The sequence below is a fragment of the Tepidiforma sp. genome (genome assembly GCF_026419595.1).
In the GTDB taxonomy this organism is placed as follows: domain Bacteria; phylum Chloroflexota; class Dehalococcoidia; order Tepidiformales; family Tepidiformaceae; genus Tepidiforma.
Genome location: NZ_JANZZD010000037.1, coordinates 1 through 19764, shown reverse-complemented (window position 1 = coordinate 19764; position 19764 = coordinate 1). Strand labels below are relative to the sequence as shown.

General features: G+C 69.5%; 26 protein-coding genes. All 26 read right to left on the bottom strand.

Annotation, left to right across the window (positions count from 1 at the left end):
• Positions 1–1768: phage tail tape measure protein (locus N2041_RS13400; protein ID WP_297679084.1), on the bottom strand; the 1768-nt coding region annotated here is incomplete at its 3' end.
• 123 nt (positions 1769–1891) lie between these two features.
• Positions 1892–2293 carry a hypothetical protein gene (locus N2041_RS13395; protein WP_297679083.1) on the bottom strand — a complete coding sequence of 134 codons (402 nt, stop codon included), beginning with the start codon at positions 2291–2293 and terminating at the stop codon, positions 1892–1894.
• Positions 2294–2296: 3 nt separating this feature from the next.
• Positions 2297–2710 (bottom strand): hypothetical protein, encoded by a 414-nt coding sequence (locus tag N2041_RS13390; protein ID WP_297679082.1) that lies wholly within the window; start codon positions 2708–2710, stop codon positions 2297–2299.
• A complete protein-coding gene (locus N2041_RS13385) occupies positions 2703–3116 on the bottom strand; it encodes a hypothetical protein (protein WP_297679081.1) in 414 nt (137 codons plus the stop codon). The genes N2041_RS13390 and N2041_RS13385 overlap by 8 nt, the downstream gene beginning before the upstream one ends.
• A 2-nt stretch (positions 3117–3118) precedes the next feature.
• Positions 3119–3862 carry a hypothetical protein gene (locus N2041_RS13380; protein ID WP_297679080.1) on the bottom strand — a complete coding sequence of 248 codons (744 nt, stop codon included), beginning with the start codon at positions 3860–3862 and terminating at the stop codon, positions 3119–3121.
• Positions 3855–4349 carry a hypothetical protein gene (locus N2041_RS13375; RefSeq protein ID WP_297679079.1) on the bottom strand — a complete coding sequence of 165 codons (495 nt, stop codon included), beginning with the start codon at positions 4347–4349 and terminating at the stop codon, positions 3855–3857. Before N2041_RS13375 ends, N2041_RS13380 begins: the two co-directional genes overlap by 8 nt.
• Positions 4346–4876, bottom strand: coding sequence for a hypothetical protein (locus N2041_RS13370; RefSeq protein ID WP_297679078.1), 531 nt, complete (start codon positions 4874–4876; stop codon positions 4346–4348). The genes N2041_RS13375 and N2041_RS13370 overlap by 4 nt, the downstream gene beginning before the upstream one ends.
• Complete coding sequence (locus N2041_RS13365) at positions 4873–5724, bottom strand: hypothetical protein (RefSeq protein WP_297679077.1); 852 nt, start codon at positions 5722–5724, stop codon at positions 4873–4875. Before N2041_RS13365 ends, N2041_RS13370 begins: the two co-directional genes overlap by 4 nt.
• On the bottom strand, positions 5721–5936 hold the full coding sequence (locus N2041_RS13360) for a hypothetical protein (protein WP_297679076.1): 216 nt from the start codon (positions 5934–5936) through the stop codon (positions 5721–5723). The genes N2041_RS13365 and N2041_RS13360 overlap by 4 nt, the downstream gene beginning before the upstream one ends.
• A 3-nt stretch (positions 5937–5939) precedes the next feature.
• Positions 5940–7433 (bottom strand): phage major capsid protein, encoded by a 1494-nt coding sequence (locus N2041_RS13355; RefSeq protein ID WP_297679075.1) that lies wholly within the window; start codon positions 7431–7433, stop codon positions 5940–5942.
• Entirely contained in the window at positions 7426–8034 is a 609-nt protein-coding gene (locus N2041_RS13350; RefSeq protein WP_297679074.1) for an HK97 family phage prohead protease, read from the bottom strand. Before N2041_RS13350 ends, N2041_RS13355 begins: the two co-directional genes overlap by 8 nt.
• Positions 8035–8306: 272 nt before the next feature.
• A complete protein-coding gene (locus N2041_RS13345) occupies positions 8307–9485 on the bottom strand; it encodes a phage portal protein (protein WP_297679073.1) in 1179 nt (392 codons plus the stop codon).
• A gap of 150 nt (positions 9486–9635) precedes the next feature.
• Positions 9636–11189, bottom strand: a complete 1554-nt coding sequence (locus N2041_RS13340; RefSeq protein WP_297679072.1) for a terminase large subunit — start codon at positions 11187–11189, stop codon at positions 9636–9638.
• Complete coding sequence (locus N2041_RS13335; RefSeq protein WP_297679071.1) at positions 11167–11691, bottom strand: P27 family phage terminase small subunit; 525 nt, start codon at positions 11689–11691, stop codon at positions 11167–11169. Before N2041_RS13335 ends, N2041_RS13340 begins: the two co-directional genes overlap by 23 nt.
• Before the next feature lie 115 nt (positions 11692–11806).
• Positions 11807–12103, bottom strand: coding sequence for an HNH endonuclease signature motif containing protein (locus tag N2041_RS13330; protein ID WP_297679070.1), 297 nt, complete (start codon positions 12101–12103; stop codon positions 11807–11809).
• On the bottom strand, positions 12100–12411 hold the full coding sequence (locus N2041_RS13325; protein WP_297679069.1) for a hypothetical protein: 312 nt from the start codon (positions 12409–12411) through the stop codon (positions 12100–12102). The genes N2041_RS13330 and N2041_RS13325 overlap by 4 nt, the downstream gene beginning before the upstream one ends.
• Positions 12408–12794, bottom strand: a complete 387-nt coding sequence (locus tag N2041_RS13320; protein WP_297679068.1) for a hypothetical protein — start codon at positions 12792–12794, stop codon at positions 12408–12410. Before N2041_RS13320 ends, N2041_RS13325 begins: the two co-directional genes overlap by 4 nt.
• A 291-nt stretch (positions 12795–13085) precedes the next feature.
• Positions 13086–14984 (bottom strand): bifunctional DNA primase/polymerase, encoded by a 1899-nt coding sequence (locus N2041_RS13315; RefSeq protein ID WP_297679067.1) that lies wholly within the window; start codon positions 14982–14984, stop codon positions 13086–13088.
• Positions 14985–15046: 62 nt separating this feature from the next.
• A complete protein-coding gene (locus N2041_RS13310) occupies positions 15047–15646 on the bottom strand; it encodes a hypothetical protein (protein ID WP_297679066.1) in 600 nt (199 codons plus the stop codon).
• Between the two features lie 39 nt (positions 15647–15685).
• Complete coding sequence (locus tag N2041_RS13305; protein WP_297679065.1) at positions 15686–16489, bottom strand: PD-(D/E)XK nuclease family protein; 804 nt, start codon at positions 16487–16489, stop codon at positions 15686–15688.
• A complete protein-coding gene (locus tag N2041_RS13300; protein ID WP_297679064.1) occupies positions 16482–16727 on the bottom strand; it encodes a hypothetical protein in 246 nt (81 codons plus the stop codon). Before N2041_RS13300 ends, N2041_RS13305 begins: the two co-directional genes overlap by 8 nt.
• Complete coding sequence (locus tag N2041_RS13295; protein WP_297679063.1) at positions 16717–16944, bottom strand: hypothetical protein; 228 nt, start codon at positions 16942–16944, stop codon at positions 16717–16719. Before N2041_RS13295 ends, N2041_RS13300 begins: the two co-directional genes overlap by 11 nt.
• Positions 16937–17134 (bottom strand): hypothetical protein, encoded by a 198-nt coding sequence (locus tag N2041_RS13290; protein WP_297679062.1) that lies wholly within the window; start codon positions 17132–17134, stop codon positions 16937–16939. Before N2041_RS13290 ends, N2041_RS13295 begins: the two co-directional genes overlap by 8 nt.
• A gap of 643 nt (positions 17135–17777) precedes the next feature.
• On the bottom strand, positions 17778–18809 hold the full coding sequence (locus N2041_RS13285; RefSeq protein ID WP_297679061.1) for a transposase: 1032 nt from the start codon (positions 18807–18809) through the stop codon (positions 17778–17780).
• Positions 18810–18824: 15 nt separating this feature from the next.
• A complete protein-coding gene (locus N2041_RS13280) occupies positions 18825–19082 on the bottom strand; it encodes a hypothetical protein (protein ID WP_297679060.1) in 258 nt (85 codons plus the stop codon).
• Positions 19079–19764, bottom strand: a 686-nt coding sequence (locus N2041_RS13275) for a hypothetical protein (RefSeq protein WP_297679059.1), incomplete at its 5' end; no start/stop codon positions are given. The genes N2041_RS13275 and N2041_RS13280, both read right to left, overlap by 4 nt.

Genomic DNA, 19764 nt, shown 5'->3' with positions numbered 1-19764 from the left:
AGGACCGCCAGCCGTCGGTGACGGTCGCGGCCGACCACATCGCAAACTCCTGCGTGCCCATCACCTGCGTGATGCCGGTGACCTCGTCGAACACCGCGCGGAGCTTCGGCGGCAGGTCGTTGTACACCCGCGCCATCTCGAGGGCGTCGACGTTGTGGTCCTTCATCGCCTGCGCAGCTGCCCGCACGGAGGCCTCCGCCTCGGTCATCGCCTGCGCGGCGGCCTGCACCGCGGCGTTCTGCTGGTAGAGCGGCAGACCCTCCTGCTGGATGCGGTTGAGTTCTGCCTGTGCCGCGGCCCACGCGTCGGTTTTCTCTCTCAGGTGCTGCATCGAGATGGCGACCGCATCCGCACCCTGCCCGGCTGCGCGGATGCGGGCTTCGAGCTCGGCAGCCGCCCGGGCGTTCCGCTCCGCCCCCGCCACGTCGCCGAACAGCCACTCGAACAGCCCATGGCCGGACGTTTTCTGCAGGATGAGGTCCGCCGCCACCGCGACGCCCCCGATGGCCAGGCCGATGCCGGACAGGCTCATGCCCAGCGACGCCGACCCGGTGCGCAGCGCCTGGAACGCCGCAGTGAGCGACTGCACGGCCTTCACGGCCGCCGGCGCAGCGATGCTGATGGCCCCGAACGCCAGCGCCGTCGCCTGCGTCGACGACGGCAGCCCGGCGAGCACGTTGACCGCCTGCGTCGCCCCGCCGGCCATCTCCGTCAGCGCCGGGAGCACCATCGAGCCGACGCCGATCGCCATCGTCTCGAGGCTGCCCTTGAGCTGCTCGACGTTGCCTTTCAGGTTGCCCATCCGCTGGGCAGCAACGTCCGCCGCGTTCGTCGAGCCCATCTTGCGGCTGAGCTCCTCGAACTCCGCCCCGGTCATCTTCATCAGGCCGGCCGCCGTCCGGTACGCGTCGTTGCCGAAAATGGTCTTCAGCGCAACCGTCTGCTGCGCTTCGGAGAGCGGCCCCAGCTTGTCATGGAGCTCCTGCACGATCGCGCTCATCGGCTTGAGCTTGCCCTGCGCGTCGTAGAACTCGAGCCCGAGCTCCTGCATCGTCTGTTTGGCTTTCTCCGAGTTCCCGGAGAGCGCCACGAGGAACGTTTTGAACGACGTGCCGGCGTCGGCGCCGCTGGAGAAATACTGCGCGGTCGCCGCGATCGACGCCGCGAAGTCGTTGAACGAGACCCCCGCGGCGGCCGCGACGCCGCCGCCCTGGGCGATGGCGAGCCCCATGTCTTCGACGCCGAACCGGCTGGTGTTCGCCGCCCCCGCCAGCCGGTTCACGACGTTCGTGAGGTCCTCAGTTTTCATGCCCCAGACGGCCATCGCGGTCGACGCGATGTTCGCCGCCGTGACGAGGTCGGTGCCGCCGGCGGCAGCGAGGTCCGCCGCTGCCCGCGCCGCGCCGCCCATGATGTCCCGGGCCGACACGCCGTTGGCCGCCAGCACCTCCATGGCGCTGGCCGCCTGCGACGCCGAGAACGCCGTATCCGCGCCGATTTTCAGCGCCTCGGCCCGCAGCCCCGCCATCTCCGACTCGGTGGCGTTCGCCACCGCCCCGACCTGGGACAGGCTGTGCTCGAAATCCGCGGCGATTTTCACCGCGCCGCCGAACGCGCCGACGCCCGCCGCGCCGAGCCCCAGCAACGCCCCTTTCGCGATGTTCGACGCGTTGAACAGCCCCCCCTTCAGCTCCTCGCCGAAATCCCTGATCTCCTGCCGGGCCCCGCCAGTATCGGCGCGGACGACGACGCGGACGTCGTTAGCCATCGAGCACCCCCGCCGCCGTCAGCAGCGCCGCGTGGCGGAGCACCCAAGCCGGAGCTTCGAGCGCCCGCTCCGGGGTGTAGGCCGGGTAGAGTCGGCACAGGCGGTGCACGATGAGCGCCTCCTCTAGCTCGCCAGGGCAGTCGAGAGGTTCGCCAGTGCGGGGATGGGGCTGGCCGGGAGCGGCTCGCCAGAGGGCGATGCGCTCCGCGAGGTAGGGTCCACGCCGGTCGCCGCCTGCCTCCACATGGGGATGATGTTCACCATGATGTCGGCCGGCAGGTACGCCAGCATCGCGTCGGCAGTGCATTCGATGGGCAGGCCGTCGAGCTCGGCGTTCCACGTCGGCTGGACCGCGTCGAACCACGCGCGGAACACCTCCTCGAACCGTTCATCGCCGGCGTCGGCAAGCATCCGCGTGATGCGGAGCGCTTCGCCGACCGGGATGACCGCGGAGCACCGCACCTCGAGGCCCTCGTATGCGCCCTCGAATGTCAGCGTGACCGTCCGCCGCAGCTCGAACCCCACGGCTTAGCTCCACGCCGGGATGGTGCCGTCGGCCAGCTGGCCCGGCGCCGACCACGTCAGCCCGCCGCCGGCCTCGCGCGACATGCTGTAGTCGGTGAACAGCGTCTCGCAGGAGAGGGTCTGGCCGCTGTGCGTGATGGTCACGGTCCGGCCGGACTGGCCGGACGCCAGCGTCCGGTAGTTTTTCAGGACGGCGTGCGACATGTTCGTCGCGTCGTTGAACACCCCGTTCAGGGTGACGGAGAAGTCGGCCAGCAGGTGGAGCCGCTCGCGGGCGCTCTTGTCGACGCCCGTGACGTCCTGGACCTCCGACGGGATGGCCCACTGGAGGTTCGTGATGTCGTTCGAGATGTTCCGGAGCGTGCCGGCGGAGTCATCCACTTGCACGCTGAGCCCGAGGCCAGACTCTTTAGCCATTGCCTACCATCCTCCCTGCGCGGTACGCGCGCTCGTTGAACTCGTCCCGCCAGCTCTCCCAGCTGGCATGCGTGACCAGCCGCCCCCGCGACTGGTGGAGGTAGACGGGCTCCCGTTCGACGGGAACCCGGTGCTCCCGAAAACACTCCTGGCCCGGCGCGAACACCAGCGCCTCGAGGCCGGCGGGCAGCTGCATCCCGCGGGCTTCGTTGACGGCGTCGGTCGTCGTGAACTCGAACCGCCGGCCGCTTCGTTCAGCCAGCCGCCGCTGCTCGGCGTACGACGGGGCAGACGGGTCGAGCACGACCACCCATCCCTGCTCGCGCTGGATGCAGCCCACCTCGGCGCACGTCGCGCGTCGCCAGTGCGTCGGGAGCGGCCGCTGCAGCATGAACACCTCAGCCATCGCTACACCTCCACCGGCTCGCGGTTGAACACGACGACGAACTGCAGCCCGGAGAACGTCCCGCTCGTCCGCACCCGCAGGTAGCGCTCGACCGAGGCCGTGAGGTTCGCCGACCGGAGCAGGTACGCGCCCGGCGCCGAGATGCCCGTGAACGTAGCGCCGGAGAGCGCCGCCCACGGGTCGGAGCCGCCGTTATCCGAGGACTCCTCGATGATGACCTGCGGCGTCCCGGACGTGAGCGCGAGCACCTGCAGGTACGCCGCCCAGCCCGTCGACGTCGCCGCGCCGTTGTCCACCGACGCGCCGGAGGTAGCCGACGCGTCCGTTCGAATGCCCGGCGTGAGCTGGACGCACCAGTCCAGGCCGCGGTTCGACGAGAGACACTGGACGGAGTACGTCAGCCCGCCGGCGGCTTCGCGGGTCCAGTCGTAGTTGATCTGGCGGGCCGTCATCGCCGCCGCCTGCCCCCCGAGCGCCTGCCCGCGGAGGTAGGTGACGATGCGCTCCTCCGGAGTGCGCGGCGCGTTGAGCACGTCGTGCAGCTTCCCCGGCGCATCGTCCCAGTAGCCGGTGAACGAGATCTCGCCGTCTGCCAGCCCGTAGATGCGCTCGCGGGCGCCGGACGAGATGGCGGTGACGTCGAGCGTCTCACTCGCCATACCAACCTTGGACAGGGCACTCACGGCGCCGCTGATGTCGTAGCCGCGCACCAGCAGGCGGTCCCCGATGCCGCTTTGCTTAGCCACTGATCACCTCCCCTTCGTAGTCGGAGATGACGACGTCGAACTGCAGCTGGTGGTAGATGGGCACCTGGCCCTGTTGAACCACCATGTCGCCGAGCGGCCCCACGAACCGCCCCGCGGGCGTGAGCTTCAGGTCGGTCACCTCGCCGCCGAGCCTCGACCGTGCGCGCAGCTCGGCCTTCACCCGGCGGAGCGTCTCCATCATCTCGGCGTCCAGCCGCTCGCCCTCGGACTGCGCGGCACGGGCCACCCAGCAGAGCGCGACGCCGAACCGGTAGTCGGTCATCACGTTCGCGAGCGTCTCGGTCTCATCGGCCTCGCCGTCGAACCACACCATGGCCAGCCGGTCGACGGCCGGGGCGCCGATGCCGATGCCCTGCACGACCGCGTCGAACCGCCTCACCCCGGGGGCGCCGGCGGTGACCGTCTCCGCGGCGACGTCGCGGAGAATGTCCTCGAGCTCATCCAGCACGGCCTGCGGGTCGATCACTGGAGCGCCTCCGAGAGCAGCGGCAGGAACACACGGTCGTACCGGAGTTTTCGAAGCGCGGCAGTCGTCGCGGCGTAGTAGTTCGTGGCTTTCCGGAGCTTGCGGCCGCGGCGTTCGCCGTACGCCAGCCACGAGCGCGTCGGCCGGCCTGTCGCCTCGGCCCGCGCGACGCCCACGCTCCACGTTTTCACGCGGCGCTTGATGCCCTTCTTGTTGACCTTCACGACGGTGCCGGTCTGCCGGATGCGCAGCTCGCCGGCCCAGACGTCGGTCGGCGTGATGAGCCAGTACCCCAGCGACCCCGGGCGAGACTGGCGGTGGATGGCGCGGACCGAGGAGGCCGTCCGGCCGGTGCGGACGAGCTGATAGCGGCGCATCTGGTCCTGCATCACCTCGACGCCGGTATCAGCCAGCTGCGCCAGCCCCTCCGCGCACGCCTCTCGGATCGCCTCGCTGCTGCGTTCGAACAGCGGACCCGAGACGTAGATGCCGGCGCCCGACCCGGTCGCCCCGAGGTTGATGCTCATGCGACGGCCACCCTCCGGTACGGGGCGAGCAGAGCCCGGACGGCCGACCACGTCGTCGTCGACCGGCTGCCGTACCCGGCGCCGCCCCCGGCATCCGTGAGCATGACCGAGCCCTGCCAGCCGCCGAGCTCATCCCAGCTCATCCGCCCCATCCAGGCCAGCATCGCCCTCGCGAGCGCTGCCGGCGGCTCGAGCACCTTCAGCTCCGCACCCGCATGTGCCGCCGCGGCCGAGCCGTTCACGCCCCGGCGGACGGTAAACGCTGAACCGGCCACCGCTTCGACGTACATCCGCTCGTCATCCAGCATCACGATGTCGCCAGGATGGACGAGATCCGTCAGCGGCCCGCTGGCCGTGAGCGCAGTCCCTGCAGCCGCGCACGTGACCGTCCGCCCCGTTTCGATGCGCCGGAACGGCCAGCCGTGCACGCCGGTGATACGGAGCGCCCGCGGAAACGCGGGAATCCTCCCGAGCGCACCCCACGGCTGCAGACGGATCTTCCAGTACGGCCGGCCGATGGCGTCCGCGCCGTCCGGTTCGAGCACATAGTCCGCCGGCGTCAGCGACAGCTCGTACACGCCATCCCGGTCCTCGTCGACCTCGATGGACGTCACCGAGACCAGCGGCCGGGCAAGGTACGCATGCGTGCCCCAGCCGTTGGCCTCGCAGTACCGCTCGAGCGCCGCGTAGGCTACACCGGCCAGTTCGTACGCCGGGTAGCCGATGTAGTCATCGATTGCCCGGCTGACCTGTTCGGCGATATCCAGCAGCCGCGCATCCTCCCCGGCATGGCTCGAACCGAGGTTGACGGCACGGCGGAGCTGGTCCAGCCGGGCGTAGATGTTCATCGGCGGCGCCCCCTGGGCGGAGCAGCGGTGATGCCCGGCGCGGCGGCATCGTCAGCGGATGCGGCTTCCACCGCGGCACCGGGCTCCTCGAACGACCCCGGGGAGTCGCGAAGCAGGAACTCCGCGAACTCCTCCGTCACGGTGATGGTCTCCCCGGCCCGGTAGCGGACCGGGCCGGCTTCGTAATCTGCGACGACCCTGAGGATCGCCATGGCCTAGTCGCTCGTGACGTTGTAGACGCCCGCGGCGACATCCGCGCCCCAGCGCGTGAACGCCTGCCGCGTGTACAGCTCGATGAGGAACTGGTCGGTCCGCTGGATGCGGTCCATGAACATCTGCACCCCGCGGTACTCGCCGCGCAGCCACCCGCGCACCGAAACGACCGAGAGCTGCCCGAGGGTGTTGTTCGTTGCCGTGGCCGAGAGCTTCCCATCCGCCTCGGTCTTCGCGGCGTAGGCGGGGGCGATGATCGGGATGCCGAACAGCGCGCCGATCTGACCCGCCACGATGGACGCCTGCGGGCCGATCTTGTCCACCGTCAGCGTCTCGGTGAGGCCCATGAGCTTCGTGCGCAGCCCCGGGTTGATGACGATGCGGAGGTTGTTGAGGTCCGCACCCCAGTCGATGGTGTCGAGGGCGTTGACGGAGTTGCCCGGGCCCGCAAGCTTCGCGATGGCCTGCAGCACCATCGCCGACGTCAGCGCGCCGCCGGATCCGTTCACCCCGTTGCCGGTGTCATCCACCAGCCAGTAGTGCCGGATGCCGTCCCATGCCAGGTAGTGGCGGGTGTCCGCCGGGTCCGCGTCATCGGAATTGATGTTGCCGGTCGCGGCGTTGGTCATGTCGCCGTTGTAGACCGCCGAGCCGAGGTAAGCGGTGTACGCGGCGGCGAGCTTCGCCCGCAGCAGCTCGACGAACCCGACGATCGAGTCCTCGGTCAGCTCGGCGGACCAAATCTGCTGGATGGTGAACTTCTTCGCCGTCAGCGTCCGGCGGTTCGTGCCGGTTTTCGACGTCGGGTAGGCGGTGGCATTCGCATCGACCGACTCGCCGACCAGCAGCATCTCCGGCAGCGACCCGTCGATCGGGACATAGGTCGTCGGTGCCGTCATCTGGATGGTCGGGATGACCGACAGCAGGCCGTCGGTGTTCCGCGCGGCCTCCCACAGCTGGCTGACATACTGGGCGCCGACGAGTTCGGCGCCGTACCCGGATTCCTGGGTATCCATCGCGCGGGTCTTCGGCGCGCGCATCGCCTCGTCGCCAACCTGCTCGGCGACGACCGCGGGCGGCGGGAACTTCTCGAACATGTAGGCGCGCCAGAGCCGCGTCAGCTCCTCCGACGCCTGGATGTCAACCGGCCGCTCCCGGAGCCGCTTCGCGCCGTCGACGAGCTGCATCGCCAGCTCCACGTTGGCGCGGATGTTCCGCTCGTTCGACTCGACGGTCTCTTGCTCGCGCCACCAGAACCGCTCGTACGGCGAGCGGACCCGGTCCGTGGCAGCAGCCGAACCGCGCGCCTGCGGCAGCATCGCCGCATCGCGCTTCGGCTCATCCTCCGGGGCGGACTCTTCCGCCCGCTTCTCTGCAACCGCCGCGCGGACCGACTCGATATCGGCGCGCAGCGAGCGCACCTCCTCGATCACGGCGCCGATCGCCTCCTTCGTGGCTTCAGCCACCTCGACGAGCCCCGAACCCGGCTCAGACATGTGCACCCCTCCCGGAGAGTTTGCGAATCGCGTCGGCGATACTCCGCAGCCGCTCGACGCTGTACTCGGCTGCGGGCTCAGGAGCACACGGCTCACCGGGAAACATCGCTGCAAGGTCGGCCGGGCTGCCGTCCGCGCGGACGACGACCGCCCCCGGGTCGGCCGGGATCGGCACGTAGCTCACCTCGAGAAGCTCATGCCCCTCGGTGAACACCAGCACTTTTCGCCGCCGGCCTTCCTCGTCTGCCATCTCCCGCCACTCCGTCCGCCCCGGGATCCACCGCGCGGACGTCGCGTTCACGAAGCCCCGCTCGACCAGCGAGAACACCCGACTGGCAAACTCCGTGTCGGCAAACTCGTGCACCTGGATGAGGCCGTCCGGCGTCTGCCGCGTCTCGACCGTCCGAGCAATCGGAAGTGAGCTGGTATCGTGCGCCCAGAGGACGACCGGGTTCCGGGCGTAGTTGTCGAGCCGCCATCCATCCGGCTCGATGATGGCACCGTCGCGCGCCAGCCGGCCGGTCGTCACGACCGCCGTGACGCGCCGCGTCTCTGGATCGATTTCCCGGACGTACCCGTGAACCTGCAGCCTCTCGGCCACGCCGAACCTCCGCGCTCTGAGGCCCGACGACCGCACTCCCGAGAGGAGCCGCGATCCCCCGACTGTACGGGGTCTGAGCTGTGGGCCGTTCAACCGGGCCTTTCAGGCCCGTTTGCCGGTTACGCCGTCATGATGGCGCGGTCGATTGCGCCCTGTCAACCCCTGCCCTCGCCGTCACCTCGACGCTGCAGTCGCGGCACCGCACGCGAACGGTGCCGCCCGAAGCCTCAGCGAGAAACCGGTTGCACCGCGGACACCGGATGACCATCAGCTCACCCCTGCGCCGGCGCCGTCCCGACACCGAGCGGCTCCATGTCCTCGAGCTCGCGAATCTCATCCACGGTCAGCGCGCCGAGCGCCGCGAGCCCCGCGTAGTACTCGACCCGCTGCTGCGAATTCCCCCGCAGCAGCCCGCGGATGTCCCATTTCACGTACTGGGGCCGGGCCAGCAGCTGGTCCGACAGCGCCTGCTCGAACCGCGCAATCCACGGTTGAAGCGTCACCTGGACGAACTGGATCATCCGGTCCTGCACGTTCGCGTAGGTAAGGCTCGACCCCTCCGACCCGGCGGCAATCATCTCCGGCGGCACGAGGAACATCCGCGCGATGTCCACCACCTGGTAGCGCCGCGTCTCGAGCGCCTGCATGTCGTCGGGGTTGATGGAGACCGGCGTCCACTTCACATCGTTCGGCAGCACCAGCACGCGGCCGCCCCTGCCGTGTTTCGCCTCGAACTCCGCCGCGATCTGGTCCGCCATCTCCTGGGTCAGCACCCCGTCCACGTGCAGCACGCCGGTCGGCGTCCCGCCGCTCCCGAGGATGCGCGCCGCCGATCGCTCTGAGACGTACGCGAGCCCGATGCCCTGCGACGCCAGCGCGATGGGCGACAGCCCGCGAACGCCGTCGATGCCCCATCCCCGGATGTGGACGATGTTCCCGCCATCGTTCCAGCCCATCTGGGGCTCCGTCCCGTCGACCAGGTACGTCAGCCGCCCCCGGCTGTCGCGGCCGCCGGGCTGCACCCGCGCAGGATCGATGGGCCACAGCTCGGCTGCTCGCCGGCGCCCGTCCTGCCCGGTCCGCTCCGCCACGTACAGGTAGGCGTTCCCGGTTAGCACCGCGTGGCCGATGACCGTCTCCCAGAACTCGACCCGGGTGACTTCAGGATTCGGACGTCCCCAGAGGAACTCGGTATCAGCCGTCCGGACCATCTCCCGGCCGCCGCCCGGCAGACGCCGGTAGACGTGCAGCGGAAGCGCCGCGATCGACCGGCTGATGATGTTCACGCAGGCGTAGACGGCCGACACCCGAAGCGCCAGCTCGCGGTCGACGACCACCCCGGCGTCGCTCCGGACCAGCCGGTCGAGCACCGTCCCGACAAGGCCGGGGTTTCGATTCAGGGTCTGCGGGTAGGCCCGCAGGGCCGCCCCAACCAGCGCTCTGAGTAGCACGGGGTCACCTCCTCAGCAGATTACCGTACACGGCAACTGCCAGACCCCCGACGATCAGCGCCGCAGCTTCATCATACCGCCAAATGCCGGCCACGATGAGCCCGATACCTGCGGGTTCCAGCAGCGCCACTGCGAGCCGCTGCAGCCGTTTCACAGCCGCGCCCACGCGATGATGACCGGCTTCTTCGGCTGCCGCTTCGCCCACTCCAGTCCGTAGCACACGTTGACCAGCGCCATCGCCATGTCCATCGCCCGGTTCCTCCGTTTAACCAGGTAGTAGCCCGTGCCGTTCCGCTCGTCGCGGACCCCGGCGTTCAGCAGGTGCCGCCGCAGCACCTCGTCGCAATAGTGGAATCGCTGCCCGGCGATGAGCTGGTGCAGCAGCGCCGTCGCTCCCGTCCGCCGGGCGCCGGTGGCGTGCACTTCCTCGCACGCCACCCCCGCCCGCTCCAGGTCCTGCTGCAGCAGGCGCGAATGCCACGGGTCGAACGCATTCGAGAGCACGTCGTACTCGCGGTTCACCTCGAGGAGGTAGTCGCGCACCTCATCGATGGGCACCTCCCACTCCGGGTCACGCCGCCCGTCTGGCAGCCGCGGCGGCGCCCACCCCTTCGAGCGCACGTACAGGCACGGCTCGCCCGTGTGCCCGCACGGCCGGTCCGCCCCATCCCACATCTGGCCGAGCACCACGGCCGTCGTGTCGCGCGTCTCCGACAGGTCCACCCCGACCCACGTCGGCTCCCCGGGGCGCAGTTCGAACCGCTCCAGGCGGCAGGCGTCCAGCTGCTCCTCCGTCACGAATTTCGCCTCGTCGATATCCACCCACTGGTTCAGGTAGAGCCGCCGGAAGTACGGCTCGGGGTGCCGAACCAGCTCGCCGCGGTAGAAGTCCTCGTCCATGATGAGCCCGAGGCTCGGATTCGCCGCTCGCCACGCCTCCGGGTCGTCCAGGCGGCAGTCCCGCGGCGCCTCCCACCACCGGAAGAAGAACGTCGGGTCGTCAACCTCGCCGGCCTGGACCTTTTTCCCCAGCTCATACAGCGCCCAGCACCGCGACTCGTCCGCCTCGAACGACCCCGCCGTCGTGATGGCGAAAATCAGCCCATTCGGCCGCGCCGCCATCGCCGTCGTCAGCGCCTGGTACAGCTCTTCGGCCTGCTGGACGCTCCAGACATGGAGCTCGTCGAGGATCACTCCCGCCGGGTTCAGGCCGTGTTTCGTCGTCCCCTTCGCACTCAACCGCTGCACGAACTGGTACGGGTTCGACGCCAGCGCAATCCGCGGGCTCGACTGGCGGCGGCCCTCAGGCACCCGCACCAGCCGCGAGAGCGTCGGCGACAGCTCGCACATCCGCCGCGCTTTCTCGAACACCACGTCTGCCTGTTCCTCGCTCGCCGCTGCGCAGTACACCGACGCCGAGGCATCACCCTGGCCGAACGCCAGCCACAGCGCCAGGGCCGCAGCCAGCTCCGATTTCGCGTTCTTCCGGCCGACGCCGACCAGCGCCATCCGGTAACGGCGGCGCATCGTCTCCGGGTCCACCTCGAACAGTTCGAGCAGCAGCCTCCGCTGCCACGGCATCACGCGGAACGGCTGGCCGATCCACGCCGAATCGGTCAGCACGCAGTGCTCCTCGATCCAGGCGATGACCTCATCGCCGATCGTCCAGAACTCCCCACCCTCAGGGCGCCGGGCCAACAGCATCGAGGTCGACCACCTCCAGCTTCGGTTTTTCTGCAGCAGGAATCTGCGGCCTGCTGAGCCGCTCCGCGTTGCCCCGCTCCGCCTCGTTGTAGGTGACGTTGAGACGGAACCGGGAGCGCGGCGTCAGCCCGAACTTCTCCTCGAAGTCCTCGATGACCCGCACCGCCTCGTCGACCCGTCTCCACAGCGGATTCAGCACCTCCCTGCCGTACGACTTCACGACTGGCTGCGCCTCGCACATCGGCAGCCAACGATCGAGCTGGTCCACCGCCGTCATCCACCGCAGCAGCGCTTCACGGTCCGCGTCCAGGTCGACCGCCGCGCTCACCTTCGCGCTCCAGAAGGCACGCCATGCCTCGCGCGCCCGCCGGCGCCCTCCGGTGTTCCGCAGCGGAAACGGCGGCGCCGTCCTCTCTGCCGGGACGACCACTTCCAGCCCCCTGCCGCGGCCGCCGCGGCGGTTCACCAGCTGCGACGGGTGCTTCTGCCGTTGGTTTGCCATGACTCAACCCCCCCAGATTGGGTACGAGCGCGAAACCGGGTCGCGCGGCCCTCTCCGTGACCCCCGGCCCTAAAAACCCGGAGGTGCCCCTGGTGACAGGTTTGCACACTTTCGGTCACATGGGTTCGCACGCTCCCCGGAGGTTGTAGCTGGCGCAGACGGTGCGCAGGTTCCGCAGGTCGTCGGTCCCGCCGCGGGCCAGCGGCACGATGTGGTCGACGTGGTGATGGCGGGGATGCGGGCACGGCCGGCCGCACATGACACAGCGGTGTCCGTCGCGCTCGAGAACGGCAGGGACGACCCGGGCCGACCAGCCCCAGCCGCGGCTGGGCCCGTGGTCGCGGCAGCGACCGCAGCGGGAGCCCGATCGGATGAGCGCTCCGCAGCCGAGGCAGCGCCGCAGGCCGCTCACTGCACGACCTCCTGCCGAAGCCACGTCCACCGCCTGCCGACTACCCGCCCGACCCAGAGTTCGTAGGTCACCCCGGGCGGGCGCGGCAGAGCGCGCAGCTCCTCGCGCACTGCCTCGAGTTCCGACGGCCGCAGCGAGCGGCCGGTGGAATCTCGCTTCACCTGGATGCACCGGACACCGCCGGGGCCGATGGCGACCAGGTCGACGGCGCCGAGGGAGGCCGCCGACCGGGTGACCGCGTACCCGGCGGCCTCGAGGTCCCGCATGGCGCGCAGCTCTGCGTCGGTGCCTGTGCGCGTCCGGTTCACGGGCAGAGCTCCCGCGGCGCGGCGAACAGGGAGCGGTACCAGCTGGCGATTGCGAAGCCGCGGTCGAGCGAGTACCCGTGAACGGGGCAGTACCACCAGGCGCGGTAGCGCCCGCCCGGCGGCTCCTGGTCGCACTGGCGGCACCAGAGCAGCTCCCCGGTTGCCTCGACGTAGGCGATTGCGTGCTGGACCAGTTCGACCTCGAACAGCACGGCGCAGAGCCGTTTGCCATTCCGCTCGGAGGGGTTGTCACGTGTCGCCGGCGCCCCGGCGGCGAGCTGGTCGAGCAGCTGCCACCAGCGCCGCCGAAGGGCGAGCAGCTGCTCCTCCTGCCGGGAGGTGTCCGGCGCCGGGCTGGCGGGTCGTTCAGCGATCGAAGTCATGGGGTCCTCCTCGAAGGGACGTCGGAACCGTGTCGGGAAATGTCGGAATGTCGGATCGCCCCCTATATAGGGGGGCGCGATCCGACATTCCGTCCGACATTTCCGATGTCGGATCCGACATATGAAATGTCGGATCCGACATTCTTACGTCGTCTAACGAAAGGTTTGCGAGGTTACAGGCCTGCTTCGTTACCCGGACAACGCCTTCAGTCCTAGTCGGTGCCCGAATGTCGGATTGCACGGAAGCATGAATCCGACATTTCCAAACAACGCAGGAAGATTTTTCGAGCGTCACTCCCACGGTTCGTCCTCGTCATCCATCCACCATTGCCTGGGCGGCGGCGGCACAGCGCCCGCCCCCGGAGCAGGCGGCTCCTCAGACGCCTCGGCCAGCGAGAACCGCGCCGCTTTCCGATTGCCCGTCTTCTGGATGTACCCCCGCGCGAGCAGCCACTGGAGGTTGGTGTGCACGGTGTCCCGGTGCACCTCGAGCTCGCTGACCAGCCGCGCGACCCCGCACGGGCCGCCTTCCCGCAGCACCTCGAGAATCCGCTCCGCGGTCGGCGGCATCGTGACGACCGGGTCCTCCGCGGCGGAGAACGGACGGCAGATGAGCGCGCCCTCGCACCCGCCGATGGTCCAGGTGTGCTTCGGCTCGAGCACCCCCGGGCGGTTTTTGTGACGGATGAGCTCGATGCGGCCGATGGTCTGCCGGTCGAACTCCAGCACCCGCCGGACGTACCACATGACGTCCGACTTCGCCTTCTTCGCCCGCGACCCGACCGAGTAGCGCACGTTCTCGGTGTCTTTCGCGACGTGGTCGACGAGCAGTACGGCGGGGTTGGCGCCGGTGCGTGCCAGCCGCTGCGCTACCGCAACCATCCACTCGTTGACTTCGTGCCCTTTGTTCTCGTCGATGCCGGAGGCTGCCAGCATGTCGGTCAGCGAGTCGAACGCCACCATGGACGGCCGCAGCGCCTCGACCTGGCACAGCCATTCCTCCATCGTCTCGAGCGCCAGCGACGGGAAGGGGAAATAGTGCAGATGCTGGTCGACCAGGTCGGGGTCGGTCCCCAGGCCGACGAGCAGGTCGGCGATTTTCTGCGGGCCGCTCTCCTCGTCCACGAACACGACGTCCTCGCCGCGGCTGACGACGTCGCTCATGAGCCGCAGGGCGAGGATGGTTTTGCCGCTCTCCGGCTCGCCGTAGAGGAGGTGGATCATGCCCCGGACGACGAGAGGTTCGACGACCCAGTCCACCGGCGGCGACCCGTGCCGCATGATGTCGCCCAGCAGGGTGCGGAACCCGGCCGGCGGCGTCTCAGCGGCCGCTGCGATGGCGGAGCGCCCGGCCGGGTAGCGGTAGGCCGACTCCACCTTCCGCAGCGCCTCGTCCTTCGGGAACGGTGGCCGGCAGTTCGCGGCGGCCTCGAGGACGAGCCGGAGAGCGACATCGAACGGGACGTCAGCCTGGCGGAGTTTGGCGGCCAGCCGGAACAGCTGCCAGTCGCGTTCGCCTTCGTCGACGCCCTGCAGGATGGAGACGGTGTCGACCCGTTCGCGGGGCTCCTGCGGATCCAGCCGCACCTCGATGAGGTCGCGGATGGCCTGGGGCAGCTCGAGCAGCTCCTGCTCCCACGGCGACACCTCCCATGCGTACTGCCGGCCTGACGCGTGCAGGGACGGCGGCGCGACGATGTACCCGCCATGCTGGGAGGTGAGTCCGCCGCCCGACCGGACATCGATACCGGCGCCGAGCGGGCCGATGTACCGGGGCGAGTTGACGACGTTGATGATGACGGCGCCGGGCGGGGTCCGGTAGACGATGTGCTGCCCGCCGCTGCCGGTGATGGCCGTCACCGTGGCGAAGGCCTCCTCGCCGAGGCGGGCCCGGAGGTCGGCCAGCGATTCCTCCCCGCCGTGGCGGGGATCGATGTCGAGGACGGTGAGGTTCGACGGTTTGCAGGCGATGCCGATGTTCGCGTCGGGCCACATCCCCCACCACGTCCGGATGCGGTCGGGGTCGGTCGTCGCCTCGGCCACGCCGTTGCGGGTGCGCGGGTGTTTCCCGGTGTTCTCGCAGTTCGGGCGCCGGCAGGAGCAGATGCCGGCGCGCGGGGTATGGAGCGGTAGGACGGCCCAGCCGAGCCGGGCATACTCGAGGGCGGCGTCGACCATGGATTTAGCCACCACGCGCGCCTCCCGTGGCATGGTGGTGCTCGATGAGCCGTCCTGCCGCTGTCACCGGGCCGTTACTCCCAGGGGAGGTCTTCGGGCTGGTCCGCGTAGGGGTCGGAGCGCTTCGCCGCGGCCTGCTGCGGCTTGCCCTGCGTCCGCGGGGCAGCCTGCGCAGCAGCAGGCCGCGCCTGCGGCCGCTGCGCGGGCTGAGCGGGCTGCGGGGCCTGTCCGGCCTGCTGGCGCCGGGCGGGCTTCACCCCGGTGATGCGCGGGCGCATCTCACCGCTGGCCTGGTGCAGCTTGTTCTCGACCATGATGCGGGCCGGGAGTCCGACCCAGTCCGGCGGGGAGACGTGGATGGGCCCGTCCATGTCGAATCCGAGCGCCTCCATCACCTGGAACAGGCGCGACTTCTCCGACAGGAAGCCGTCCTCGATGTAGCCCGGCGGGAGCGCGATCCACTGCCGGAGCTGCGTCCCCTCGGCGACGTCCCCGCTGCGCAGCTCCCAGTCGATCCAGAACGTCACGCGGGTGGAGCCGGGGTTGTAGATGTCCTCGGCCTGCTTCGGTTCGCCGACGGCGACGATGACGGCGTCGTAGAGGTCATCGTCGACCTGCGGGATGGGCGGGGCCGAGCTGCGCTCAGCCGTGCGGATGTAGTCGGTCCACGTCATGCTGAAACCTCCTGGCTGTTGACGGGAGCCACCCGTGATTCACGAGGAGCCTGGGAACTCCGGCGGCCGGTGCTGCACCATGCAGCGGGTCCAGAACCCGCAGTACCGCGGTGAGCAGTGCCAGCCGTTCGGGTTCGGGGGGAACACCTCGGCAGCGATCGCGCGGTCGACCTCCGATGCCAGCTGCTCGAACCAGGTGATGGCGCCGGCGTCGCGCTCCGTGGTCACGATCTCCTCGCCCCGCCGTGTTCCCGTGTCGATGAGCCGGGCGAACTCGAACCGGATCGGTTCGCCCACGAGGTAGGCGTACGCCGACGGCTGCAAGTCGCGGTCGGCCGCCTCCTGCCCCATCCGCTTGCTGCCGGTCTTGATGTCGCCGACCCGGCCGTCCCGCTGGACGTAGTCGAGGTAGCCGACGAATTCCCGCCCCGACGGCAGCGCCCGCTTCAGCTCCAGCTGGACCGCAGCCGGGTCGATGTGCGGGGCATGCTCGTAGGCATGGATGCGGGCGAGCTCGATGCTCGAGTCGAGCAGCCGCGCCTGGTTCGCGCCCTCCCAGTCGACCTCCGACGGGCCGCCTTCCCGGTCGACCGCCCGGCGGAACGCGTCCTCCGTCGTTTCGAGGATGTCGCCGACCGGCAGGTCGCGGCGGCTCTCGATCTTCTGGGAGAGGTTCCGGGCGGCGCCGCGGTCGACGGCTTCGCCGCGGATGAGGGCGCCGGTCGGCCTGCGCCGCAGCCCCTCGAGGTAGGCGTACGCCCACTGCCGGGGGCAGCGCAGGTAGGTGGAGATCGACGAAAAGGAGAGGTGATCGACGGCAGCGGCCGGGCGCGGTTCAGGCATCGACGCGTTCTCCGAAGAAGTCGCGGAGCCACGCCGGGCCGCCCGCCGGGAACAGGAACGGCCGGCGCTTCGTGCCGAGCCACGCGTAGACCTCCTCCGCGGCCAGCAGGAAACCCTCCAGCATCGCGTCGTGCCGACGGCATGGCCTGGATTCGGCGGCGCAGCACTGCGCGGCCTCCCTGGCGATAGCGCGCGCCTCGGGGAACTCGTACCCCCACGGGCGGATGTCATCCTGCATCGCGCACCCTCCCGGGCCGGCGGGTCAGCGCCGTCCCGCGCAGCCAGATGCCGATATTCGGGTCGCCGGGCTCGCGGATGACGACGGCGCCGGATTCGAGCAGCCCCTCGCCGGACGCGGAGAAGAGCCGGGTCGCGCCGCAGGCGCGGCAGCGGCCTTCGACGAACGGGCTGCCGTCCGGGGTCGCGATGAGCCAGTGATGAGCATGGTCAGGCATCGCCGGAGGACCTCCTGAGCTGGATGAGGCGGAATACGAGGTAGATGGCCAGGTCGAGCGCCTCCTCGAGCGCTTCCTGGACGTAGTCGTTCGGGGCGGTGCCGAGGTCGAGCGGGCCGTACCGCTCGTGCCCCAGTTCGAGGCGGCGGCGGAGGAGCTCGAGGACGGCAGCTTCATCCCGGGACAGCATCGGAGACACTCCTGCGGCACAGACCACGACGGGTCGACCTGATCGAACTGGTTCGGTTCGGGCCGGGATGCACCGCGTGCTCAACTGGATGGGTAGGCCAGGTGCTGCGGGCTCGCACACGCGATTGAGTTCGGCCCTCGGCGGCACAGCAGGGGTTGGGCCTGAGCGCGGCGCTTACATCGACGGGTCGTCCACCGGAGGCAGGCTGCAGGCTGGGTCGTACGGGTTGGCCGGGAAGACGCGGCTATGTTCATCGGGTTGGCCGGGAAGACGCGGCTATGTTCATCGGGTTGCCCGGGTGATGCCGGCTCAAGGAATGGGGTTGGCCATGCGATTCCGGCTGCGTGGTTGGCACTGTTCATACGGGTTGTCCTGTGTTCTTCCGGCTCGCCGCATCGGCTTGGCGTGTGCTGGGAACCGCGGGTCGACCGGGGCACTGGCGGCTGCGCGGCTGGCGTAGACCGCGCGGGCGTGGCTGACGAATCCGGGTTGACCAAACGAAGGGGGCTGCGCTGGAGGGATCGGCCGTGGGAGTGCGGCCGGGCACGCCCGGGGTGGCCATGGCGGAGTGGCCGCCCGCCGGAGACATCTCGGCGAGCCTGGCTCCCCTGGATGGGTTGCCCAATAGCAGTGCGGCTGCGGTTCATGCTGCCCCCCGGAACACCTGCACCAGCGGCCCGAGGTTGAGCTCGGGGTACAGCGTCGGCACCTCCTCCTGCTCCTCCCTCCAGCCGCGCCGCATCGGCCAGTTCGGGGGAGCGATGTAGTCGTGGTGGTTCATCTCACGCAGGGCGCGCGGCGGCAGCCACGGTTCGCGGGCGGTGTCCGCGGCCGATTCCCAGGCGACCTGCGAGAAATGGCTCAACAGCAGCTTGACGGTCCACCGCCGCGCCCTGCGGTCGATGTGCCCCGGCGTGAGCATCGGCACGCCCTTCCCACCGACGGCGATGATGGCCCGCGACGGGTTGCCGTTCGCGGCGATGGCCGGCTTCCCGAGGACCATCAGCCCGACCAGCCTGTCCGGGTCGACCTGCCCCTCGAGGAACGCCCGCGCGCCGGCAGACTGGGCCCGGGCAGCCGCCGCCAGCGCCTGGTCGGCATTCCCGCCGGACAGGTTCCTCCGCCATTCATACGCCTTCCGCTGCTCGTACAGCCTGCGGTAGTAGCTCCCGCTTCGGACGAACGACTCGCCTGCGTAGTACGCCATCCGGCGGAAAGCGCGGGAGAACCGCTGCGAGCTGCCCGGGACCAGCCCGGCGTACGCCCAGAGATGGTGCGGGTCGCGGCAGTAGTTGATGGTGGCGTAGGCCGTCAGCCCGGCGGCGATGATGGGGCCGATGCCGCGGATCGACGACACCCATCGGCCGCGTTCGGTCGATTTCGCCCACCGGCCGAGCATCGGCACCATCGCCTCCTCGATGGCGGCCACCGAATCCCGGTACGCCTCGATGGTCGAACTGGTCAGCCCGGCGCGGGCCGACGCCGCAGCATGGTTGCCGAGGGCGATGCGGTGGCGCTGGACCGTGAGGTAGATCGAGACGAAGTAGCGGACTTCGTGGTCGCTGAGCGACCGCCGGGAGAGGAACCGGCGCAGGTCGGCCAGCAGCGCCTGGCCCGGGGCGACGGCTGCAGCCTCGAGGTCGTCGTAAGCAGACGGCGGGATGATGCGGCTCACGTTGGGAGCACCTCCTCAGGCAGTTGAAACGAACACGTAGGACGCGGCCTGCCCGGCCTGGTGGGGTGACGTTGCCGTAGACACAGCGCTGCACCGGCGGGCGAGGTTCACTCCCTCAACGCGGACGACCGAATCACCCAGCCGGTTCACCGTGAATACGGTGTCGCCAGCCGTGAACACAGCTTCGTCATCGCCGACGTGCTCCTCGAACTCGCCCAGCTGAGGCATCAGCTCGCGGAGCGCGTCGACGGCAGCCTGCATCGTCTCGTTCATCCCCAGCACCTCCTGAGCGCGAACGACGAACCGATGCGGCAGCTGGCCTTACAGCAACGCCATACCTGAACGCCCGTGGTGTCGTAGGGCGTGTCTTGATCGGGCACGATCTGCTCGTCAATGGTGTCCGCGTCGCGCGGGGTGCGAACATGCCGGTGATATGGCGCGTCACGTCGCCCATCACGTGCCGCCCGCTCATCCTGGACCATCATCCACGGTGATGGCGCATCGCCAAGCGACGCCCTGATGAACGCCAGTTCGTATGGGGAAAGCGATTTCAGGAACCGGGAAAGCTTGCGGTAGAGCGGGACGGTGCTGATTTCATCGTCGCACAACCAGCTGTACTGCACGGTTGCCCAACGGTCATCGAGTAGACGGCGTACCATCCTGAGCGTTGGAGCCACTGCGCCATAGGTGGCCTGCCAGCGTTCGATGACCTCGTCCCAGTACTCGTAGCAAGCGCCTTTGACGTAGAACGCGTGCTCACAGTCCGGACAGCGGCAGTCGTCATCGTGAACGAACAACGTCTCACACATTGCGCTGACAGCATCGGTAGGAAGCTCGTAGAATTCTGGCGGCTCGTCCATCCGGAGCTTGGTGGCCACGAGTTCGCCATTGGCGTATGCAGCCAAACCGTTACACCGCTTGCTGCCGTTCTGGTAGAGAAAATGGCTGTGACGGG